Origin of the sequence: Streptomyces incanus (assembly GCF_042656345.1) — a bacterium.
GTDB classification, from domain to species: domain Bacteria; phylum Actinomycetota; class Actinomycetes; order Streptomycetales; family Streptomycetaceae; genus Streptomyces; species Streptomyces incanus.
The window spans coordinates 26,051-45,753 of record NZ_JBHSPC010000166.1; the positions used below are offsets into that span (position 1 = coordinate 26,051).

Sequence of the window (19,703 nt, forward strand, 5' to 3'; positions counted from 1 at the left end):
GCGGTGACCGGTCGTCTCACCCGCGCACGCCCTCCGCCTTCGGTTCCGTGGCGGAGAGCGGTGTGGCGATGTCCTCCAGGGAGCGGCGTTCCGCGTTCACCGCGAGGAAGGCGGCCACGATGCCCGCCGCGCACATCAGCCCGGCGCCGATCCGGAAGGCCAGGGCCGTGTCGCCGACCACGCCGGACGCGGTCAGGTCGGCGAAGATCAGCGGGCCGCTGATACCGCCGGCGGCGGTGCCGAGGGCGTAGAAGAAGGCGATGGCCATGGCGCGGGTCTCCATCGGGAAGATCTCGGAGACGGTCAGGTACGCGCTGGAGGCGCCCGCCGACGCGAAGAACAGCACCACGCACCAGCAGGCGGTCATGGTCGTGGCCGTGAGCGAGCCGCGGTCGAAGAGCCAGGCCGTGCCGAAGAGCAGGATGCCCGACAGCAGATACGTGCCCGAGATCATGATCCGGCGGCCGACCGTGTCGAAGAGCTTGCCGAGGAGCAGCGGGCCCATGAAGTTGCCCGCGGCGATGACGGCGAAGTAGTAGCCGGTGCTGCCGGTCGGCACGTCGAAGAAGGTGATGAGGATGGCGCCGAAGCCGAAGGTGATGGCGTTGTAGAGGAAGGCCTGACCGATGAAGAGGGAGAGGCCGAGGACCGCGCGGCGCGGGTAGCGGCCGAAGACGGTCTTGGCGATCAGGCCGAAGCCGATGCTCTTGCGCTGGTGGATGGTGATCTCACCGGCCGGCGGTGGCAGCGGTTCCCCCTTCTCCTCCTCGATCTCCCGTTCGACGGACGAGACGAGCGCGTCGGCCTTCTCGCCCTGGCCGTGGATGAACTGCCAGCGTGGACTCTCCGGGACATGCCGGCGGACCAGGAGGACGACCAGGCCGAGGACGACGCCGAGGCCGAAGCTGAGCCGCCAGCCGAGGTCCTTGGGGAAGATGTCGGTGTCCAGCATCACGATGGACAGCAGGGCGCCGCCGATCGCGCCGAGCCAGTAGCTGCCGTTGATGATGAGGTCGACCCGGCCCCGGTAGTGGGACGGGATCAGCTCGTCGATCGCGGAGTTGATGGCCGCGTACTCGCCGCCGATGCCGAAGCCGGTGAGGAACCGGAAGAGGAAGAACCACCAGGTCTCGAAGGAGAGGGCGGTCAGCGCGGTCGCCACCAGATAGACGATCAGCGTCGCCATGAACAGCTTCCTGCGACCGTAACGGTCGGTCAGCCAGCCGAAGAACAGGGCCCCGGAGCACGCACCCGCCACATACAGGGCAGCGGCGAGACCCGTGATCTGGGCGGAGCTGATGTCCAGGCCGCTGCCTTCCTCGGCGATGCGGCCGGCGACGTTGCCGACGATCGTGACTTCCAGTCCGTCCAGGATCCAGACGGTGCCCAGGCCGATCACGATCATCCAGTGCCACCGTGACCAGGGCAGCCGGTCCAGGCGGGCCGGGACGGCCGTGGTGATGGTTCCGGTGGAGGCGGGCACCGAGGCCGGCGACGGTTCTGCTGTCATGGCTCCCTCTCCGTCGAGCTCCGTCGGGCGAATGCCTCCCTTGTGCCCTGGGCCAGGAGGAACACGCCCGCAGCGCCGGAGGCCGGGGCCCGCCGGACGGGTCCTACGCCCCCAGCATGCGGGAGACCGTGTAGATCAGCAGCCCGGCGAGGGAGCCGACCACCGTGCCGTTGATGCGGATGAACTGGAGGTCGCGGCCGATGTTGGCCTCGATCTTCTTCGTCGTGTGCTCGGCGTCCCAGCCCGCCACGGTGTCCGTGATCAGGGAGGTGATCTCCCCCTGGTAGGTGGTGACGACGTACACCGCGGCGCTCTCCAGCCAGCCGTCGACCTTGCCCTGCAGCCTGGCGTCGGCCGACATGCGCGCGCCCAGCGACAGCAGCGAGGCGCGTACGCGCAGCCGCAGCTCGCTGCGCTCGTCCTCCGCCGCGGAGACGATCATGGACCGCACAGCCGTCCAGACGGAGGCGATCAGGTCCTGGACCTCGTCACGGCCGAGGATCTCGCCCTTGAGGCGTTCGATCCGGGCGCGGGTCTCGGTGTCGGACTGGAGGTCGGAGGCGAAGTCGGTGAGGAAGCGGTCGAGGGCGCCGCGCGCGGGGTGGGCGGGCATGTCGCGCATCTCGGTGACGAAGCGCAGCAGCTCCTTGTAGACGCGGTCGCCGATCTTGCGGTCCACGAACCGCGGGGTCCAGCCGGGGGCGCCGCCCTGCACGGCGTCCATCACGGAGTCGCCGTGCGTCACGAGCCAGTCGTGGGCACGGGTGAGGATGACGTCGACGGCCTTCTTGTGGCCGCCGTCGGTGACGATCCGCTCCAGCAGCTTGCCCATGCCGGGCGCGATCTCCTGGGCGTCCGCGCGGCGGGTGATCGCCTCGCCGACCACCGCCTGGACGTCGGAGTCGCGCAGGACGGTCAGCGCGCCGCGCAGGGCGGCCGACAACTCGGCGGTGACCCGGTCGGCGTTGTCGGGCACCGCCAGCCAGGCGCCGAGCCGGCTGCCGATGCCGACGGAGCGCAGCCGCCCGCGGACGACGTCCTCGGAGAGGAAGTTCTCGCCGACGAATTCGCCCAGGGAGACGCCGAGTTGGTCCTTCTTGGTGGGGATGATCGCGGTGTGCGGGATGCGCAGGCCCAGCGGGTGGCGGAACAGGGCGGTCACGGCGAACCAGTCGGCGAGCGCGCCGACCATGCCCGCCTCCGCCGCCGCGGCGACGTAGCCCGCCCATGCTCCGGCGCCCGCGTGGGACGCCCCCTTGGCGAGGACGTACACCACGGCGACGAACAGCAGCAGCCCGGTGGCGATGAGCTTCATCTGGCGCACTCCGCGCCGCTTCTCCTCGTCCGCCGGACTGAACGTCGTCATCGTGCGATGTGTGACGCCACCGGCGCGGGCCTGCGCACGCCGGTCTTCACCGCCCCGGTCCCGGCCCCCCGCGGTCCCGATGGCTTCCGAGCCCTCGGAGCCCTCCGGGCCCCTCGTGCTCCCCGTGTTCGCGGTGCCCGTGGCGTCCGCCTCGCTCATCCGCTCGATCCGTTCATCCGTTCCGCCCTGCTTCATCCGCTCCGCCCGTTCGGTGATCCCTCACACATTGTCCCTTCCTGACCGACTCCCGGAACGGAACAGGAGTTCCCGGCGTCTGTCCAATGAGCGACCCGACAGCGACCCGACAGCGACCCGATGAGCTCCCCGACAAGGGACTTCGGAGGGAATTCCGCCTGGAGATCAGGAGGAACGCAGGACGAGACCAGGGGGGAAACCAGGGGGAAATCAGGGCAATCCGCGACGCGAGCCCAGGGTGGACCTCAGGGGGAAGTCAGAGGGAAGTCAGAGGCGGAGCCGGGTGACTGCCAGAGGGATCTCCGTGGGGATCTCAATGGGGATCTCCGTGGGGTCCCGTCGGACCGCCGCCCGCCCATGACGCATCATGGGCTCATCCGTACGGAGCCTCGGGCTCCGACCGTCCGAGGAGAACAGAACAGCATGACCGGGGGACGTGACGGGGGCTCGGGGGCGCCCACCGCGAAGTACCGCGCCCTGCTCGCCGCGGTGATCGCCGCGATCGTGGCGGTGTCCGCGGCCATATACGTCGGGGTGGCCGGGGTACCGTCCGGCCGGTACGCCGACGGCACGAGGGACCGTGACACCCTCGCCGACGGCCGCGACGGGCGCCGGAACCCGGCCGCACCGGCCTCCACCGGAACCTGGGTCTCCTCCTGGGCGACCTCCCCGGTCGGCGGCGAGCCCGGGACCGGGACGACCGGCCTCGCGGACCGCTCGCTGCGCAACGTCGTGCACACCAGCGCCGGCGGCACCGCCGCCCGGATCACCCTGTCCAACCTCTACGGACAGTCCCCGCTCACCATCAGCCACGCCTCGATCGCCCTCTCCGCAGGTCGAGGCAGCGCGGCGGCACTCGCCGACACCATGCGGCAGGTCACCTTCCGGGGCGAGACCACCGTCGTCGTCCCGGCCGGGGACCAGGTGACGAGCGACGCCGTACACATCGCCGTCCCGCCCGACGGAGACGTACTGGTCACCACGTACTCCCCCACCGGCTCCGGACCGGTCACCCGCCACACGTACGCACGCCAGACCTCGTACGCCGCCGTCGGCGAGCACACCAAGGACACGACCGGCGCCGTGTACACCGAGGAGAGCACCTTCTGGCGCTACCTGACCGGACTGGACGTGCTGAGCAGGGACTCGGAGGGCACCGTCGTCGCCCTCGGCGACTCGCTCACCGACGGCAGCACCTCCACCGCCGGCGCCAACAACCGCTGGCCGGACGTCCTGTCCGACCGGCTGCGCGAAGCGGCCGCGGCAGGACGGGACGTACCGCGTTACAGCGTCGTCAACGGGGGCATCAGCGGCAACCGCGTCCTCGCCGACGGCCTCGGCCGCCCCCCGGAGAACCCCAGCGCCCTGAACCGCTTCGACCGTGACGTCCTCGGCCGTACGAACGTCAAGGTCCTCGTCGTCGACCTCGGCATCAACGACATCCTGCGCGACCCGGACCTCGCCGACCCCGACGCGGTCGTCGGCGGCCTGAACACCCTCGTCGACCGGGCCCACGCCCGCGGGCTGAAGGTCGTCGGCGCGACGCTGATGCCGTTCGGCGGCCACCGCGGATACACCGACGCGCGCGAGGCGGTACGGCAGCGGATCAACGCGGAGATCCGCGCGGGGCACGTCTTCGACGCCGTCGTCGACTTCGACCGGGCACTGCGCGACCCGTACGACCCGCGCCGGCTGCGCCCCCTCTACGACTCGGGCGACCATCTGCACCCGAGCGACCGGGGGTACACCCGGATGGCCGAGATCTTCGACCTGGACGACCTGTCGGGCGGACCGCCGGCGCGATTGTAGGGAGCGGCCGGGCCGGCCCCACTCCCTGCGGGACCTGCCGGTGACCGGTCAGCGGTCCCTGTCAGCAGTCCCGATCAGCGGTCCCGGTCGCGGCGGCGTTCGCCCTGCTCCTCGGCCCGCCCACCGTGCGGGGAGTCGAAGCCGAAGGAACCGTGGCCGAAGCCGCCGTGGCCGAAGGAGGCATGACCGGACGAGGAGGCGTCCAGCTCACGGCGGTCCACACCGTCGCCCGCCACCTCCCCGCGGCGGTCCGCCTTGCGCTCCAGCTTCTCGCGGCGGCGCTCCTCGCGGAGCCGCTGCTTCTCCGCCCGGGGCAGCTTGCGCTTGACGCCGACGCCGCCCCAGAAGGCGAAGCCCGAGACGATCACGCGCGGGGCGCCCGGCTCGCCCGACACCCCCTCCTCACTGTGGTCGAAGCCGCCCATGACGCCGATGCCTCGGACGACGACCTCGACACCCGGCGGGACGACGACCTCGATCCCGCCCATGATCGCGACCGCGTTGATCGCGATCTCGCGGTCCGCGAAGTCCGCCTCGCGCAGATCGATCTCGCCGCCGCCCCAGAAGGCGAAGCAGTTGAACTTCCGCGGCGCCGTCCACCGGCCCTTGCGCTGGAACCCCGACATCACGGCGACGGCCCAGGTCGACGGCGCGTCAGCGCCGACGCCCACCCGGCTCGCCCAATCGCCGCCCGGCTCGGGGGACTTCGTCAGGGAGACGACGGGGACGGACACTCCGGGGGCGGGCAGGTCACGGGTGATCGGCTCGAGTTCCCGGTAGGTCCGCGCCTTGTACGTCGCGTCCAGCCGCTCCTCGAACTCCTCCATGTCCAGGCGCCCTTCGGCGACGGCGTCCCGCAGAACGGCGGCGACGCGCTCACGGTCGGCATCGGAGGCGCGGAGGTCCGGGGTTGCGTCGTCGGTCATACCCAGCAGCCTACGAGGTCCCCCCGACCGAGGGCTACGAGACCACCCGCCCGACGTCCTCGTCCCGGCCCTTCGAGGAGTCCTCCGAGTCCCCGGCGGCCGAGACGCCCCGGGCGGCGGCCTCCCTCTGATCCGCCTGCCCCGCCTGCCCCGTCCGTTCCGCCTGCCCCGCCCGCTCCGCGTACATCTTCGCGATCACGGTCTCGATGTCCGGCTCCCGCACCGAAAGGTCCACCAGCGGGTACTCCGCCGCGATCCGCGCCACCAGCGGGGCCGCCGACTCCGCCGCCGGGAACGCCAGCCACTGCCTCGGTCCCTCCACCCGCACCACCCGCGCGGGCGCCGGCGCGTCGATGGGCGGCACCTCCCGTTCCAGGTCCACCACCAGCGTGCGTTCGCTCTCCCCCGCCCGGTGCAGGCCGGCGAGCGGACCGTCGTACATCAGGCGGCCGTGGTCGATGACCATCACCCGCGAGCACAACTGCTCGATGTCCTGCAGGTCGTGCGTGGTCAGCAGTACCGTCGTGGCCCGTTCGGCGTTCAACTCCCGCAGGAAGTCCCGCACCTTGGTCTTGGAGATGACGTCCAGACCGATGGTCGGCTCGTCCAGGTACAGCACCTCCGGGTCGTGCAGCAGCGCCGCCGCGATGTCGCCGCGCATCCGCTGCCCCAGGGAGAGCTGTCGTACCGGCGTGTCCAACAGGTCGCCCAGGTCGAGCAGTTCGACGAGCCGGTCCAGGTTCGCGCGATAACGGGCGTCGGGAATCCGGTACATGCGGTGCATCAGTCGGTACGAGTCGAGCAGCGGCAGGTCCCACCACAGCGTCGTCCGCTGCCCGAACACCACCCCGATACGGTGCGCCAGCCGCATCCGCTCCCGGGTGGGGTCGATGCCGGCCACCCGCAGCCGGCCACCGCTGGGGGTGAGAATCCCGGTCAGCATCTTGATCGTGGTCGACTTGCCCGCACCGTTCGGCCCGATGTAGCCGACCATCTCACCGCGTGCCACGGAGAACGAGAGCGAGTCCACGGCCCGCACCCGCCGCCGCTCCCGCTTCAGGAACCCGCTCTTCTTCCGCACGTCGAAGACCTTCTCGACCCGGTCGAGAAGGATGAACTCCCGCTCGTCGCGGCCCCCGTCGCCATCGCCGCTGCCATCACCTTCGTCATACGCGTTTGTGCTGTCGTTGCCCACGGCTAACTCCCTGTACTCCGATACGAACGCAGCCCCGCCCGCCACGCCAGCCCCGCCAGCGCGCAGCACACCGCCGCCACCGGCGGCGCCATGAACGCCACCCATTGCGGCAGGTCCAACGGATACGGCCGCCCCAGCACGTAGGACGCGGGCACCCAGTTGACGAAGGCGAGCGGCAGCACGAACGTCACCCCGCGCACCAGTTCCTGCGCGAACACCACCGGCGGATACTGCAGCATCGTCTGACCGCCGTAGGTGAACGCGTTCTGCACCTCGGACGCGTCCTGCGCGACGAACTGGAAGGCCGCACCCCCCACGAACACCGCGCAGAAGATCGCCGCGCCGCTGACCACCGTCACCGGCATCAGCAGCAGCTTCGGCACCGTCCAGACGATGTCGAGCGAGGCGACGGCCCAGCCGAGGACCAGCAGCCCCTGCACCAGGCGCCCGACGCGGCGCAGGGCGAAGCGGTCCGCGGCGATCTGCGCGAGCACCGGTACCGGCCGCACCAGCAGCGTGTCGAGCGTGCCGTCACGCACCCGGCGCCCCAGCCGGTCCATCGAGCCCAGCGCCAGATCCGCGATGCCGAACGACACGATGGACAGGCCGTACAGGAAGGCCACCTCGGCCAGGGCATGGCCGGCCAGCACGTCAACGTGCGAGAACATCAGCGCGATGCCGACGAAGTCAAGGCCGGTCACCACGACCCCGCCGACGGTCGTCAGTACGAACGACGTCCGGTACACCATGGTCGAACGGATCCACATCCCCGCGATCAGCCCGTACGCGCGCACCCCCTGCGCCGGCCCGAACCTCCCGCCGAACCTCCCATCGGACCTCCCATCGGCCCCCTCACCGGCCCGCCCGCCGTCCTCGGCCGTCCCGGCCCGCCCGCCGTCCTCTGCCACGCCGGACCGCCCTCCGCCCTCAGCCACCCTGGACCACCACCCGCCGCGTCGCCGCCGACTGCAGCAGCCGCCCCGCCGCCAGCAGCGCCACCGCCCAGGCCCCCTGGAGCGCGAAGACCCGCAGCGCGCTCGTCTCCCCCAGCAGGACGTCGGCCGGCCCCTGGAGCAGCGCCGCCCAGGGCAGCATCCGTACGACCTCACCGAACACGCCCGGGAACACGTTCAGCGGCAGCACCATGCCCGAGCAGAGCATCCCCACGATCATCAGCATCTGCATCGCCCCCGTACCGTCCAGCAGCCAGAACGCGCTCAGCGCCACCAGATAGCGGATCGCGTAACTGACCACCATCGCGAGCAGCACCGTCGTCAGGAAGGCTGCCCAGGTCAGCGGATCGTCCGGCAGCGCCACCGGGAAGACCGTCACCCCGAACAGGAAGGGGATCACGCCCCGCCCCAGCAACTGGAACACCGACCGGCCCAGATCCTGCGCCAGCCACCACCCCTGCAGGTCGGCGGGCCGGTACAGATCGATCGCGATGGCACCCGTACGGATCCGCTCCATCAGCTCGACCTCGAAGCCGCCGCCCTGAATGGCCAGCGTCGCGTACAGCGCCTGCCCCAGCCACACGTAGGTGACCGCCTGCGCCTGCCCGTACCCCCCGAGGTCCGGCCGCTCGTTCCACAGCGCCAGATACGTGTACACGAGGATCAGGCCGAAGACGGTGTTGGTGAACACCCCGGCCGCCGTCGCCGCCCGGTACGTCGCGTACCGCCGGAAGCCGCCCACCGCGACCGCCCCGTACAACCGGGCCGAGCCTCCCCCCACAACCCGCCTCCGGTCCTCGCCTCGCCCAGCGTCCTCGCCCACGCCCAGCGTCCTCGCCCACGCCCAAGCGCACGAACCTAGTACCGGCAGCCGATGCCCTGCCAGGCATTTTCCGGTTACCCGAGAGCCATACGGGTGAGAAGCCGTACGGCGGGCCGACACGCGCCGCCGACGGGAACGAACCGCCGGATGCGACAGTCTTCTCCAAGGGGGACGCACGATCCGTACAAGCACGTATCACGTGTACCGGCTGAACCAGCCGTAACAGCCGAACCGGCTGTAACAGCCGAACCGGCCGTAACAGCCGAACCGGCCGTAACGGCAGTAATTGCCGAAATAGCCGTACCCTCAGGAAAAAAGCGAAACAGGAGTCCGTGCACGACATGAGCGACGAGCCGCAGCCGCAGCCACAGCAGCCCAGCCAGGGCAAGCGCAAGCGCACCGGATGGCGCCGGATCGTCCCCACCTGGCGGATGGCGCTCAGCACCTTCCTCCTCGGCGCACTCCTGCTCATCGGCGGTTTCTTCCTCGGCTACCAGCTCGTGCACATCCCGTCCGCCAACGCCCTCGCGATCAAGCAGGCCAACGTCTACCTGTACGCCGACGGCTCCGCCATCGCCCGGGACGGCGAGGTCAACCGGGAGAACGTCGGTCTCGGCCGGATCTCCACGGCGGCACAGCACGCCATCCTTGCCGCCGAGGACCGCGACTTCTACACCGAGTCCGCCATCGACCCCCCGGCGATGCTCCGCGCCGCCTGGAAGACCGCCACCGGCAAGGGCAAGCAGTCCGGCTCCACCATCACCCAGCAGTACGTGAAGAACTACTACCTCCAACAGGAGCAGACCGTCACCCGCAAGGTGAAGGAGTTCTTCATCGCGATCAAGCTGGACCGCGAACAGAGCAAGGACAAGATCCTCGAGGGCTACCTCAACACCAGCTACTTCGGCCGCAACGCCTACGGCATCCAGGCCGCCGCCCAGGCCTACTACGGCATGGACGCACAGGATCTCGACGCCGGCCGCGCCGCCTACCTCGCCGCCCTGGTCAACGCCCCCAGCCAGTACGACGTCGTCGCCCACCCGGAGAACCGCCCCGCAGCCGAGTCCCGCTGGAACTACGTCCTGGACGGCATGGTCGACCAGGGCTGGCTGAGCCGGACGGAGCGCGCCGGCCTGAAGTTCCCCGCGCCCAAGGAGGACACCCACTCCACCGGCATGTCCGGCCAGCGCGGCTACATCGTGCGGATCGTGAAGGACCACCTCATCCAGAACAAGATCGTGACCGAGGAGCAACTCGACACGGGCGGCTACCGCATCACCACGACCCTGCAGAAAAACAAGCAGGACGCCTTCGTCGACGCCGTCAACGACAACCTGATCGACCATCTCGACCAGAAGGAGCGCAAGGTCGACACGTACGTCCGCGCGGGCGGCGCCGCCGTCGAGCCGAAGACCGGCAAGATCCGCGCGATGTACAACGGCATCGACTACGTCAAGCAGTACACCCCCAACGCCACCCGCAGGGATTACCAGGTCGGCTCCATCTTCAAGCCGTTCGTCTTCACCGCCGCCGTCGAGAACAGGTCCAGCACCCAGGACGGCCACCCCATCACCCCGAACACCGTCTACGACGGCACCAACAAGCGCCCCGTACAGGGCTGGTCCGGCGGCCGCTACGAACCGGCCAACGAGGACGACCACTCCTACGGCAACATCACCGTCCGCGAGGCCACCGACAAATCCGTCAACGCCGTCTACGCCCAATTGGCGGTCGACATCGGCTCCGACAAGGTCCAGCAGACCGCCATCGACCTCGGCATCCCCTCCACCACACCCGAACTGACCCCGTCCCCCTCCATCGCCCTCGGCGTGGCCACCGCCAGCGCCCTGGACATGGCCGAGGCGTACGCGACCCTCGCCAACCACGGCGTGCACGGCGACCCCGTCCTGATCGAGAAGATCACCAAGAACGGGAAGGAAACGGTGCCGCTGCCCGAGCGCAGGACCCGCCAGGCGGTCAGCCGCGAAGCCGCCGACACCACCACCGCCGTCCTGCGCGGCGTCGTCCAGAACGGCACCGCGACCGCCGCCCTGGGTGCGGGCCGCCCCGCCGCCGGCAAGACCGGCACCGCGGAGGAGGACAAGGCCGCCTGGTTCGCCGGCTACACCCCCGAACTGGCCACCGTCGTCGCGGTCATGGGCCAGAACCCGGTCACCGCCGCACAGGAGAAGCTGTACGGCGCGATGGGCCTGCCCCGCGTCAACGGCGGCGGCGCCCCCGCCGCGATCTGGGCCCAGTTCACCCGGGAGGCACTGGCGGGCGAACCCGTCAGCGACTTCGACCTCGAACCGCAGGCGGACGCCGAGCGGACCGCGCCGCCGACCGCCGATACCAGTTCCAGCCCCACCGCGACCAACCCGGGCGACCGCACACCCACCACCCCCGGACCGGACGAGAACACGAACCTGAATCCGGGCCCGGGCCCGGGCCCCGGCACCGGCGAGGACCGCACCGAAGGCGGGACGAACGAAGGCACCGGCGGCGACACCACGACCGGCGACACCACGGACGGAACCACCGGCGGCGGCACCACGGGCGACGCGGACAGCGGCGGAACCGGGGAAACCGGCGCGACGGACGGCGAGAACCCCGACACAGGCAGCCGCGGCGGCCTCACCGGCTTCCTCCCACGCCCCCGCGGGGAGTGACCGCGCCGCGCAGAAAGCGACCGCTCCCCATGCTGAGCGCTCAGCGCTCAGCGCTCCGCCCCTCATTGCCCCGACGTCGCCTTCAGCCCCACCACGGCGACCACCAACAGGCACACGAAGAAGATCCGGGCCGCGGTCACCGGCTCCCCCAGCACCGCCATGCCCAGCACCGCCGCCCCGGCGGCACCGATCCCCACCCACACGCCGTACGCCGTACCGATCGGCAGCGTCTTCGCCGCGTACGACAGCAACACCATGCTCGCCACGATGCCGGCACCGGTGAGCACGCTGGGAACCAGCCGGGTGAACCCCTCGGTGTACTTCATCCCGATCGCCCAGCCGACCTCGAGCAGACCGGCAACGATCAACAGAACCCACGCCACGACAGGCACCTCCGGGACACACGTCGACGAATCAACGAATCGTCGAATCGAAACGGGAGTGCGTCGTCTTTGCCTCACCCCGGTACGGCGCGTCTCGTCGGGGCCCAGTGGGTCCTCCCACCCTAAAGCCCTGGCCAGGACAGCCGGAAGGGGTTGGTGACCATGGTCACCAACCCCTTCCGCCCCGACAACGGCCGTGCTCCGACGACCCACGGACCCACGGATTTACAGGTACAGGCCCGTCGAGTCCTCCGACCCCTCGAACCGGTCCGCGGCCACGGCGTGCAGATCACGCTCCCGCATCAGCACGTACGCGGTGCCCCGCACCTCGACCTCCGCACGGTCCTCCGGGTCGTACAGCACCCGGTCACCCGGCTCCACCGTCCGGACGTTCTGTCCCACCGCGACGACCTCGGCCCAGGCCAGCCGGCGGCCGACCGCCGCCGTCGCGGGAATCAGGATGCCGCCCCCGGACCGCCGCTCGCCCTCACTCGCGTCCTGCCGCACCAGTACGCGGTCGTGCAGCATCCGGATGGGCAGCTTGTCGTGCCGGGGGTCGTGCTCGTTCTTCTTGGCGCTCACACCTGAAACCTACCTGCCTCGGCCACGGCCGTACGCGATCGGGTCCGGGTACGGCTCAACGCCTGCGCCGGCGCGACCCCAGGGCCAGCAGCCCCACCACACCCACCACCAAGACCGCCGCCGGCACGACCCGCTCCAGCCGCGGCGCACCGTTCAGGTCCACGAACTGCGCCTTGACGTCGCTCACCACACGATTGACACCGACGTACGCCCTGCCGAGCGTGTGATCGACGTTGGAGGCGACCCTGGCCTTCGCGTCCCCGACGATCGTCTTCGGATGCACCCGCGCACCGATCTCGTCCAGGGTCTCGGCCAGCACCGCGCGACGGCGCTTGATGTCCGCCTCGATCTGCGCCGGGGTTCTGGTGTCCGCCGTGTCCGCCACCGTGTCGCCTCCGAAATCCGCTGAAACCATAAAAGCCGTACCTGTGCCGGACAGTCTGTCAGCTTCGCGCCGCACCGCACTGTCAGGGCACCCGGATACCCTCGATCCCGGCACCCGATCCACCCAGCGTGTACGTACGAGGAGACCAGACCGATGAGCGAACGCCTCGAGCCCGGAGCCACGGCCCCCGCCTTCACCCTGCCCGACGCCGACGGCAACGAGGTGTCCCTGGCCGACCACAAGGGCCGCAAGGTCATCGTCTACTTCTACCCGGCGGCGCTCACCCCCGGCTGCACCAAGCAGGCCTGCGACTTCACCGACAACCTCGAGCTGCTGACCGGCGCGGGCTACGACGTCATCGGCATCTCCCCGGACAAGCCGGAGAAGCTCGCCAAGTTCCGCGAGAAGGAGTCCCTGAAGGTCACCCTCCTCGCCGACCCCGACAAGCGGGTCCTGGAGGCGTACGGCGCGTTCGGCGAGAAGAAGCTGTACGGCAAGACGGTCGTCGGCGTGATCCGCTCCACGATCGTCGTCGACGAGGAGGGCAAGGTCGAACGCGCCCTCTACAACGTCAAGGCGACGGGCCACGTGGCCAAGATCATCAAGGACCTGGGCGTCTGACCCGCCCCCTCGCGAACGGCCCGCACCGGCAACCCGGTGCGGACCGTTCCGCGCACCACGCGTGACCGTCCGATAAACGGTTCGTTACTCCGTACGAGGCCACGAACGGGTGGCCAGGAACGGAGGGGATCCGATGGGGACCAGTGCGTACACGAAGGAACGGCTGGAGGAGGCGGCCCAGGGGGCACGGACGCTATCGGAGGCGTTGGTGCGGTTGGGGGTGGACCCGAGGAGTCCGACGCGGCGGTACGTGCTGGGGCGGATGAAGAAACTCGGTGTCGACACGGCGCACTTCCAACGTGAGGGGGTGAAGTGGACCCGGGATGTCCTCCAGAAGGCAGTCTCGGCCTCGACGAACATGTGCGAGGTGTTGCGGCATCTCGGTTTGGAGGTGGTCGGCGGACATCACACTCACATCAGCCGTCGGATCAAGGCGTACGGCATCGACATCTCGCACTTCCAGATGCCGACCCGGAGGGGTAAACCCTGGCGCCCGCGGACGCCGGAGAGGCTGCTCGTTGAGCAGCCACCCGCTCATGCCCGGCGTATCCCGAGCGACCGGCTCAAGTGGGCAATGACCACCCTGGGCGTACCGGAGCGGTGCGCCCTCTGCGGTACCGGAAGCCTCTGGCGGGGCCGCCCGCTCCCCTTGGAGGTCGACCACGCGGACGGCAACTGGCGTGACAACCTCATCGATAACCTGCGGCTCCTCTGCCCCAACTGCCACTCGACGACGGACAATTACCGAGGACGTGGCAAGGGACGTGCGAGCTGATGAGCAGTGGCGTGCGGTACACCCGTGATCGGCTGGCAGAGGCTGCGGCGCAGTACTCCAACCTCGATGAGGTGATCGCCTTTTTCGGCACCCAGCCGTACGGTCACCTTCGCAAACACCTCACAAGGCGGTTTGCTCACTTCGGGATCGATATCTCGCACTTCAGGCCTTCTGTCAGGATTTTCCAACCCACCGCCGAAGAGCTGCGTACGGCAGTCGCCGAATCCGTTTCGATCGCTGCGGCACTTCGTCGGCTGGGGCGTCCTGACAGCGGTACGCAGCGCACCCTCCTGCGTCAGTGGGTCACCGAGGAGAACATCTCAATGGCGCACTTTCTGGGACAGGCTCATCAGCGCGGCAAGCTCAGCACAGTGAACCCGCTCAGGCGGCCTGACGACATCCTGGTCAAGCACGCCGGTAAACGTCGGACGAAGACCGCGCTCCTGCGCCGGGCACTCTGCGAAGTCGGCGTGCCCAATGAGTGCGCCGAATGCGGTACGGGTCCCGATTGGCTCGGCAAGCCGATGACTCTGGAAATCGATCACATCGACGGGGACTGGAGCGACGACCGACGGGAGAATCTGCGGCTGCTCTGCCCCAACTGCCACGCATCCACAGATACCTGGTGCCGAGGAGGTCGGGATAGGCAAGTGGCCGTCGACCGGTAGCATGGCGGCGATGCGGCCGTGGCGAAATCAGGTAGCACGCGAGGGTTTTAGGTGCCCTTGGGCGAAAGCCCGTGTGGGTTCGAATCCCACCGGCCGCACAAACAGAGGGGCCACCCCGAGAGGGGTGGCCCCTCTGCCGTTGCTCAGCCCAGCAACTCCCGCACCGCCGGTACCAGCGCCCGGAACGCCTTCCCCCGGTGGCTGATGGCGTTCTTCTCCGCCGCGGACAGCTCCGCGCACGTGCGGGTCTCACCCTCCGGCTGGAGGATCGGGTCGTAGCCGAAGCCGCCGGTGCCGGCCGGGGTGTGGCGCAGGGTGCCCCTCAGTTGGCCTTCGACGACGCGTTCCGTGCCGTCGGGGAGGGCCAGGGCGGCGGCGCAGGCGAAGTGGGCGCCGCGGTGGGTGTCGGCGATGTCGGAGAGCTGGGCGAGGAGCAGGTCGAGGTTGGCCTTGTCGTCGCCGTGGCGGCCGGCCCAGCGGGCGGAGAAGATGCCGGGGGCGCCGCCGAGGACGTCGACGCAGAGGCCGGAGTCGTCGGCGACGGCGGGGTGGCCGGTGGCGCGGGCGAGGGCGTGGGCCTTGAGGAGGGCGTTCTCGGCGAAGGTGGTGCCGGTCTCCTTGACGTCGGGGACGTCGGGGTAGGCGTCGGCGCCGACGAGTTCGTGGGGCAGTCCGGCTTCGGCGAGGATCGACCGCAGTTCGGTGATCTTTCCGGCGTTGCGGGTGGCGAGGATCAGGCGGGTCATGGGGCCAGTATTCCGGGCCCCGTTCCCCTGCCCCACCCCGCCACCGGCTTCTGCCGTGTGCTACGGGGTGCAGACCTTGGTCAGTTCGCCGGCCGCGTCGGTGACCGCGCTGAGGTCGGGGGTGGTGTCGCCGTTCTCGACGGAGGTGCGGACGGTGCCGACGGCCTTGTCCAGGTCGTCGACGGCCTTGCCGACGTCGGCGTTGTCGGTCCGGTCGCCGATTTCGCCGAGGTTCTGGTCGATGGAGTCGAGGGACTCCTCGAGCTGGGTGGCGTCGTTGGAGGCGTTCTCGGCGGCCTGCTGGAGTTCGGTGATGCTGTCGGCGATGGCGTCGGCGGTCCGGACGCAGTCGAGTGCCTTGTCGACGGCGCTGCAGCCGGTGGTGAGGGCGGCGGTGAGGGCGACAGCCGCCAGTGTGGCGGCGACGGCTGTGGTGCGGCGTCGGCGGCTCTCGGCCATGGAACGGTCCCTCCCTGTGGGGCCGGGTGGCCCTCGTGGCTGACCGGGTGTCCGGAGTCGATCCGTACGCCCGCACCCCTACGGACGCGGGGGTGGCCGGCGCGGTTGCCCGCGTCGGCCACGTCCTTTGGTACGTCCTTTACCTTTCGAGGACGCTATCAAGTGCGGTGCGCTGCACGGTAGTCAGTTCGACGCAGCCGGTGAGGGCGAGGTCGAGGAGGGCGTTCAGTTCGGTCCGGTCGAAGGGCTGGGCCTCGGCGGTGCCCTGGACTTCGACGAAGCGGCCGTCGCCGGTGCAGATGACGTTCATGTCGGTGTCGGCGCGGACGTCCTCCTCGTAACAGAGGTCGAGGAGGGGGACGCCGTCGACGATGCCGACGGAGACGGCGCTGACGGTGCCGGTGAGGGGCTGGCGGCTGGCGCGGATGAGCTTGTTGTCCCTGGACCAGTTGATGGCGTCGGCGAGGGCGACGTAGGCGCCGGTGATGGCGGCGGTGCGGGTGCCGCCGTCGGCCTGGAGGACGTCGCAGTCGAGGACGATGGTGTTCTCGCCGAGTTGCTTGTAGTCGATGACGGCGCGCAGGGACCGGCCGATGAGGCGGCTGATCTCGTGGGTGCGTCCGCCGATGCGGCCCCGGACGGATTCGCGGTCGCCGCGTGTGTTGGTGGCGCGGGGGAGCATCGAGTATTCGGCGGTCACCCAGCCCTCGCCGCTGCCCTTGCGCCAGCGGGGGACGCCTTCGGTGACGGAGGCGGTGCAGAGGACTTTGGTGTCGCCGAAGGAGACGAGGACGGAGCCTTCGGCGTGCTTGCTCCAGCCGCGTTCGATGGTGACCGGGCGGAGTTGTTCGGGGGTGCGGCCGTCGATTCGAGACATGGTGTCGAGCCTAGTCGTATACGGGAGGGGCCCCTTCCCGTGCGGCGGGTGCGTCGCCGTTGGGAAGGGGCCCTCGGATGCCGGGAGTTCCCGGTGTCAGGGTTCTCCGGACATTTCGTGGATTCCGGAGATTTCGGCTGTCACATCATGTCTTCGATCTCGGCTGCGAGGGGGTCGGCGTCGGTGCCGATGACGACCTGGATGGCGGTGCCCATCTTGACGACGCCGTGGGCGCCGGCGGACTTCAGTGCGGCGTCGTCGACCTTGGCGGGGTCGACGACTTCGGTGCGGAGGCGGGTGATGCAGCCTTCGATCTCTTCGATGTTGTCGATACCGCCGAGCCCGGCAACGATCTTCTCAGCCTTGGTGGCCATGTTCGCTCTCCCTGATCCGAACCGCTTTTGTCGCAGTAACCCACAGTTGGCCCAATTGTGCGAGCGGTTGTGCCGTCTGTGCCGAAGGGTGGCGTCACGACAGCGGAACCGTCTCGAACTGGTCTACACCACAGGGGGGACCGTCGCCAAACCCTCTGGGTGAGGGGACGGATGAGTGCGCGGAGTCCCGGCGGCGGTGGTCGGGTTTCTCGTCCACCGCACGGTGCCGCGTCAGTTCCCGCAGGACCGCCCGGAGGGTTCCAAGGCGGTTCCGGACGTCGGCTGCCGGCTGTCGGCTGACGGACGGGACGGTGACGGTTTTCGAGTGCTGGAATCCGGGGGTGTTCGGCGGCATCGTCATCGGGCTGACGGCGGCGTACTTCTGGCGGCGGTTCCGCCGGACGAAGCCGGTGGACCGGCCGGGCTTCTTCAACGGCCGGCAACGGTCGGCGGCTCGTCCCGATCATCATGGCGTTCGCGGCGCTCGTGTTCGCCGCCCTGTGTCTGTGGATCCGGCCGCCGATCGAGTACTCGTTCCCGTTCGTCGCGCCGGCGTTGTACGCGGTGCACGCGGCGCGCGCGGTGCTGACGGGTGTGTCGATGGCGGTGACCTGAGGGCTGGGGGTGCATGACGGGTTCGGCTTCTCGGCGGGGCTGATCGGCTACGTCATCAACTGGAGCCTGGCGACGAGGCCGTGGGCGATCATCCCGATCGGGCCGTGCTTCGCGGTGGCGCACTACGTGATCTTCCGGTTCGCGGTCACGAAGTTCGATCTGTTGACTCCGGGCCGGAAGCCGGAAGCCGGAAGAGGAGGACACCAAGGCCTGCCCGCGGGGGCGCCGTCCGTGGGAGCGGCCCTGCGGGCGTCGCGTTTGCGGGCGTCGTCTCCTACTCTGGAACCGGTCGTTCAAGCCCTCGGACCGTGGGTCCGGGGGCCTTTCGGTGCGCCCGGGGGAACGGTGGCGGACGAACTCGGGACGGGTACGGAGCGTAGCGCTTCGGTTGCGGAATCCGAGGGTTCCTTATACGGCCTTCACCATGCTAGAACAGGTCTACACCACTGAGTGGTGTAGACCACCACGATGGAGGAAGTATGAGCACCGCCACCGCCTCGGCGGCTCCCGCGAAGAAGCGGGGATCCGGCCTGTTCCAGGGCCTGCAAAAGGTGGGTCGCAGTCTCCAGCTCCCGATCGCCGTGCTGCCGGCGGCGGGCATCCTGTTGCGGTTCGGCCAGACCGACGTCCAGGAGAAGCTGCACCTGCCCGACAAGGTCACGGCGGTGTTCGCCACGGCCGGTGGCGCGATCTTCGACAACCTGCCGCTGCTGTTCTGCGTCGGTGTGGCCATCGGCTTCGCCAAGAAGGCGGACGGCTCCACCGCGCTCGCCGCCCTGGTCGGCTTCCTGGTCTACAGCAACGTCCTGAAGGCGTTCCCCGTCACCGAGGCGAAGGTCCAGGACGGCGCCGACATAGCCGCGACCTACAACAACCCCGGTGTGCTCGGCGGCATCCTGATGGGTCTGCTGGCAGCGATGCTCTGGCAGCGCTACCACCGCAAGAAGCTGGTGGACTGGCTCGGCTTCTTCAACGGCCGCCGGCTCGTGCCGATCATCATGGCGTTCGTCGGCACCGCGATGGGTGTCTTCTTCGGCCTGGTCTGGGAGCCGATCGGTGACGGCATCTCGACGGTCGGTGAGTGGATCACCGGGCTCGGCGCGGTCGGCGCGGGTCTGTTCGGCCTGATCAACCGCGCGCTGATCCCGATCGGCATGCACCAGTTCGTGAACACCGTCTCCTGGTTCCAGATCGGTGACTTCACCAACGCCGCGGGCGAGATCGTGCACGGCGACCTGAACCGCTTCTTCGCGGGCGACCCGGACGCGGGAATGTTCATGTCGGGCTTCTTCCCGATCATGATGTTCGGTCTGCCGGCCGCCGCGATCGCCATCGCGCACGCCGCCCGCCCGGAGCGCCGCAAGGCCGTGATGGGCATGATGGTCTCCCTCGCGCTGACCTCCTTCGTGACCGGTGTGACCGAGCCCATCGAGTTCGCGTTCATGTTCATCGCCCCGGCGCTGTACGTGATCCACGCGTTGCTCACCGCCCTGTCCATGGCGATCACCTGGGCGCTCGGGGTGCACGCGGGCTTCACCTTCTCGGCGGGCGCCATCGACTACGGGCTCAACTGGAACCTGGCGACCAGGCCATGGCTGATCATCCCCATCGGTCTGGTGTTCGCGGCGGTCTACTACGCGCTCTTCCGCTTCGCCATCGTCAAGTTCAACCTGCCGACCCCGGGCCGCGAGCCCGAGGAGGAGGTCGAGGACACCACCAAGGCGTGAGCGGTCCTCGTCGTCCCACGGCGACAGCGTGACCGAGGCCCCGGA

18 protein-coding genes, 1 tRNA gene, 2 pseudogenes and 1 riboswitch are annotated in these 19,703 nt (G+C 69.6%); of the genes and pseudogenes, 8 read left to right on the forward strand and 13 right to left on the reverse strand.

What is annotated here, in order from left to right:
* Positions 1 to 16 precede the first annotated feature (16 nt).
* Together ACFP2V_RS37445 and ACFP2V_RS37450 are read right to left on the reverse strand one after the other, a co-directional pair.
* Entirely contained in the window at positions 17 to 1,510 is a 1,494-nt protein-coding gene (locus ACFP2V_RS37445; protein ID WP_381220810.1) for an MFS transporter, read from the reverse strand.
* Positions 1,511 to 1,613: 103 nt separating this feature from the next.
* A complete protein-coding gene (locus ACFP2V_RS37450) occupies positions 1,614 to 3,071 on the reverse strand; it encodes a DUF445 domain-containing protein (RefSeq protein ID WP_381220813.1) in 1,458 nt (485 codons plus the stop codon).
* 423 nt (positions 3,072 to 3,494) lie between these two features.
* Between ACFP2V_RS37450 and ACFP2V_RS37455 the strand changes: the two genes are divergently transcribed.
* The gene (locus ACFP2V_RS37455) at positions 3,495 to 4,880 is read left to right on the forward strand and encodes an SGNH/GDSL hydrolase family protein (protein ID WP_381220816.1); all 1,386 of its coding nucleotides are present in this window, start codon (positions 3,495 to 3,497) and stop codon (positions 4,878 to 4,880) included.
* Between the two features lie 74 nt (positions 4,881 to 4,954).
* Here ACFP2V_RS37455 and ACFP2V_RS37460 read toward each other — a convergent pair whose 3' ends face one another.
* The 4 genes and pseudogenes from ACFP2V_RS37460 to ACFP2V_RS37475 form a co-directional block, all read right to left on the reverse strand.
* Positions 4,955 to 5,806 (reverse strand): DUF1707 SHOCT-like domain-containing protein, encoded by an 852-nt coding sequence (locus ACFP2V_RS37460; protein ID WP_381220819.1) that lies wholly within the window; start codon positions 5,804 to 5,806, stop codon positions 4,955 to 4,957.
* Positions 5,807 to 5,966: 160 nt separating this feature from the next.
* Positions 5,967 to 6,920, reverse strand: a pseudogene (locus ACFP2V_RS37465) (ABC transporter ATP-binding protein); the annotation flags it as partial.
* 83 nt (positions 6,921 to 7,003) lie between these two features.
* Positions 7,004 to 7,795 (reverse strand): ABC transporter permease, encoded by a 792-nt coding sequence (locus ACFP2V_RS37470; RefSeq protein WP_381220822.1) that lies wholly within the window; start codon positions 7,793 to 7,795, stop codon positions 7,004 to 7,006.
* 133 nt (positions 7,796 to 7,928) lie between these two features.
* Positions 7,929 to 8,735 carry an ABC transporter permease gene (locus ACFP2V_RS37475; RefSeq protein WP_381220824.1) on the reverse strand — a complete coding sequence of 269 codons (807 nt, stop codon included), beginning with the start codon at positions 8,733 to 8,735 and terminating at the stop codon, positions 7,929 to 7,931.
* Between the two features lie 383 nt (positions 8,736 to 9,118).
* On the opposite strand from ACFP2V_RS37475, the gene ACFP2V_RS37480 reads away from it, so the two are divergent.
* Positions 9,119 to 11,446, forward strand: coding sequence for a transglycosylase domain-containing protein (locus ACFP2V_RS37480; protein WP_381220828.1), 2,328 nt, complete (start codon positions 9,119 to 9,121; stop codon positions 11,444 to 11,446).
* 62 nt (positions 11,447 to 11,508) lie between these two features.
* Here ACFP2V_RS37480 and ACFP2V_RS37485 read toward each other — a convergent pair whose 3' ends face one another.
* The 3 genes from ACFP2V_RS37485 to ACFP2V_RS37495 form a co-directional block, all read right to left on the reverse strand.
* On the reverse strand, positions 11,509 to 11,829 hold the full coding sequence (locus ACFP2V_RS37485; RefSeq protein ID WP_381220831.1) for a DMT family transporter: 321 nt from the start codon (positions 11,827 to 11,829) through the stop codon (positions 11,509 to 11,511).
* A 57-nt stretch (positions 11,830 to 11,886) separates the two neighbouring features.
* A riboswitch (guanidine-III (ykkC-III) riboswitch) is annotated at positions 11,887 to 11,946 on the reverse strand.
* Positions 11,947 to 12,054: 108 nt separating this feature from the next.
* Entirely contained in the window at positions 12,055 to 12,411 is a 357-nt protein-coding gene (locus ACFP2V_RS37490; RefSeq protein WP_381220833.1) for a GroES family chaperonin, read from the reverse strand.
* Between the two features lie 55 nt (positions 12,412 to 12,466).
* On the reverse strand, positions 12,467 to 12,796 hold the full coding sequence (locus tag ACFP2V_RS37495; RefSeq protein ID WP_381220970.1) for a DUF3618 domain-containing protein: 330 nt from the start codon (positions 12,794 to 12,796) through the stop codon (positions 12,467 to 12,469).
* Between the two features lie 153 nt (positions 12,797 to 12,949).
* On the opposite strand from ACFP2V_RS37495, the gene bcp reads away from it, so the two are divergent.
* The 4 genes from bcp to ACFP2V_RS37515 all read left to right on the forward strand — a co-directional run bounded on the left by bcp (position 12,950) and on the right by ACFP2V_RS37515 (position 14,958).
* Positions 12,950 to 13,417, forward strand: coding sequence for a thioredoxin-dependent thiol peroxidase (gene bcp, locus ACFP2V_RS37500; protein WP_381220836.1), 468 nt, complete (start codon positions 12,950 to 12,952; stop codon positions 13,415 to 13,417).
* A gap of 133 nt (positions 13,418 to 13,550) precedes the next feature.
* Positions 13,551 to 14,192 carry an HNH endonuclease signature motif containing protein gene (locus ACFP2V_RS37505; protein WP_381220973.1) on the forward strand — a complete coding sequence of 214 codons (642 nt, stop codon included), beginning with the start codon at positions 13,551 to 13,553 and terminating at the stop codon, positions 14,190 to 14,192.
* Positions 14,192 to 14,860 (forward strand): HNH endonuclease, encoded by a 669-nt coding sequence (locus tag ACFP2V_RS37510; RefSeq protein WP_381220838.1) that lies wholly within the window; start codon positions 14,192 to 14,194, stop codon positions 14,858 to 14,860. The genes ACFP2V_RS37505 and ACFP2V_RS37510 overlap by 1 nt, the downstream gene beginning before the upstream one ends.
* Positions 14,861 to 14,872: 12 nt before the next feature.
* A tRNA-Leu gene (locus ACFP2V_RS37515) sits at positions 14,873 to 14,958 on the forward strand.
* 45 nt (positions 14,959 to 15,003) lie between these two features.
* On the opposite strand, the gene rdgB is transcribed toward ACFP2V_RS37515, so the two are convergent.
* The 4 genes from rdgB to ACFP2V_RS37535 all read right to left on the reverse strand — a co-directional run bounded on the left by rdgB (position 15,004) and on the right by ACFP2V_RS37535 (position 17,316).
* A complete protein-coding gene (rdgB, locus tag ACFP2V_RS37520; RefSeq protein WP_381220840.1) occupies positions 15,004 to 15,606 on the reverse strand; it encodes an RdgB/HAM1 family non-canonical purine NTP pyrophosphatase in 603 nt (200 codons plus the stop codon).
* A gap of 60 nt (positions 15,607 to 15,666) precedes the next feature.
* The gene (locus ACFP2V_RS37525) at positions 15,667 to 16,065 is read right to left on the reverse strand and encodes a hypothetical protein (protein ID WP_381220843.1); all 399 of its coding nucleotides are present in this window, start codon (positions 16,063 to 16,065) and stop codon (positions 15,667 to 15,669) included.
* Between the two features lie 139 nt (positions 16,066 to 16,204).
* Positions 16,205 to 16,942 carry a ribonuclease PH gene (gene rph, locus ACFP2V_RS37530; protein WP_381220846.1) on the reverse strand — a complete coding sequence of 246 codons (738 nt, stop codon included), beginning with the start codon at positions 16,940 to 16,942 and terminating at the stop codon, positions 16,205 to 16,207.
* A 140-nt stretch (positions 16,943 to 17,082) separates the two neighbouring features.
* Positions 17,083 to 17,316: a PTS sugar transporter subunit IIB gene (locus ACFP2V_RS37535; protein WP_381220849.1), complete on the reverse strand. Its 234-nt coding sequence runs from the start codon at positions 17,314 to 17,316 to the stop codon at positions 17,083 to 17,085.
* A 190-nt stretch (positions 17,317 to 17,506) separates the two neighbouring features.
* Between ACFP2V_RS37535 and ACFP2V_RS37540 the strand changes: the two are divergent.
* Both ACFP2V_RS37540 and ACFP2V_RS37545 read left to right on the forward strand, forming a co-directional pair.
* Positions 17,507 to 18,117 (forward strand): annotated as a pseudogene (locus ACFP2V_RS37540) (hypothetical protein); the annotation flags it as partial.
* Between the two features lie 293 nt (positions 18,118 to 18,410).
* Positions 18,411 to 19,658 (forward strand): PTS transporter subunit EIIC, encoded by a 1,248-nt coding sequence (locus ACFP2V_RS37545; RefSeq protein ID WP_381220852.1) that lies wholly within the window; start codon positions 18,411 to 18,413, stop codon positions 19,656 to 19,658.
* Positions 19,659 to 19,703 lie beyond the last annotated feature (45 nt).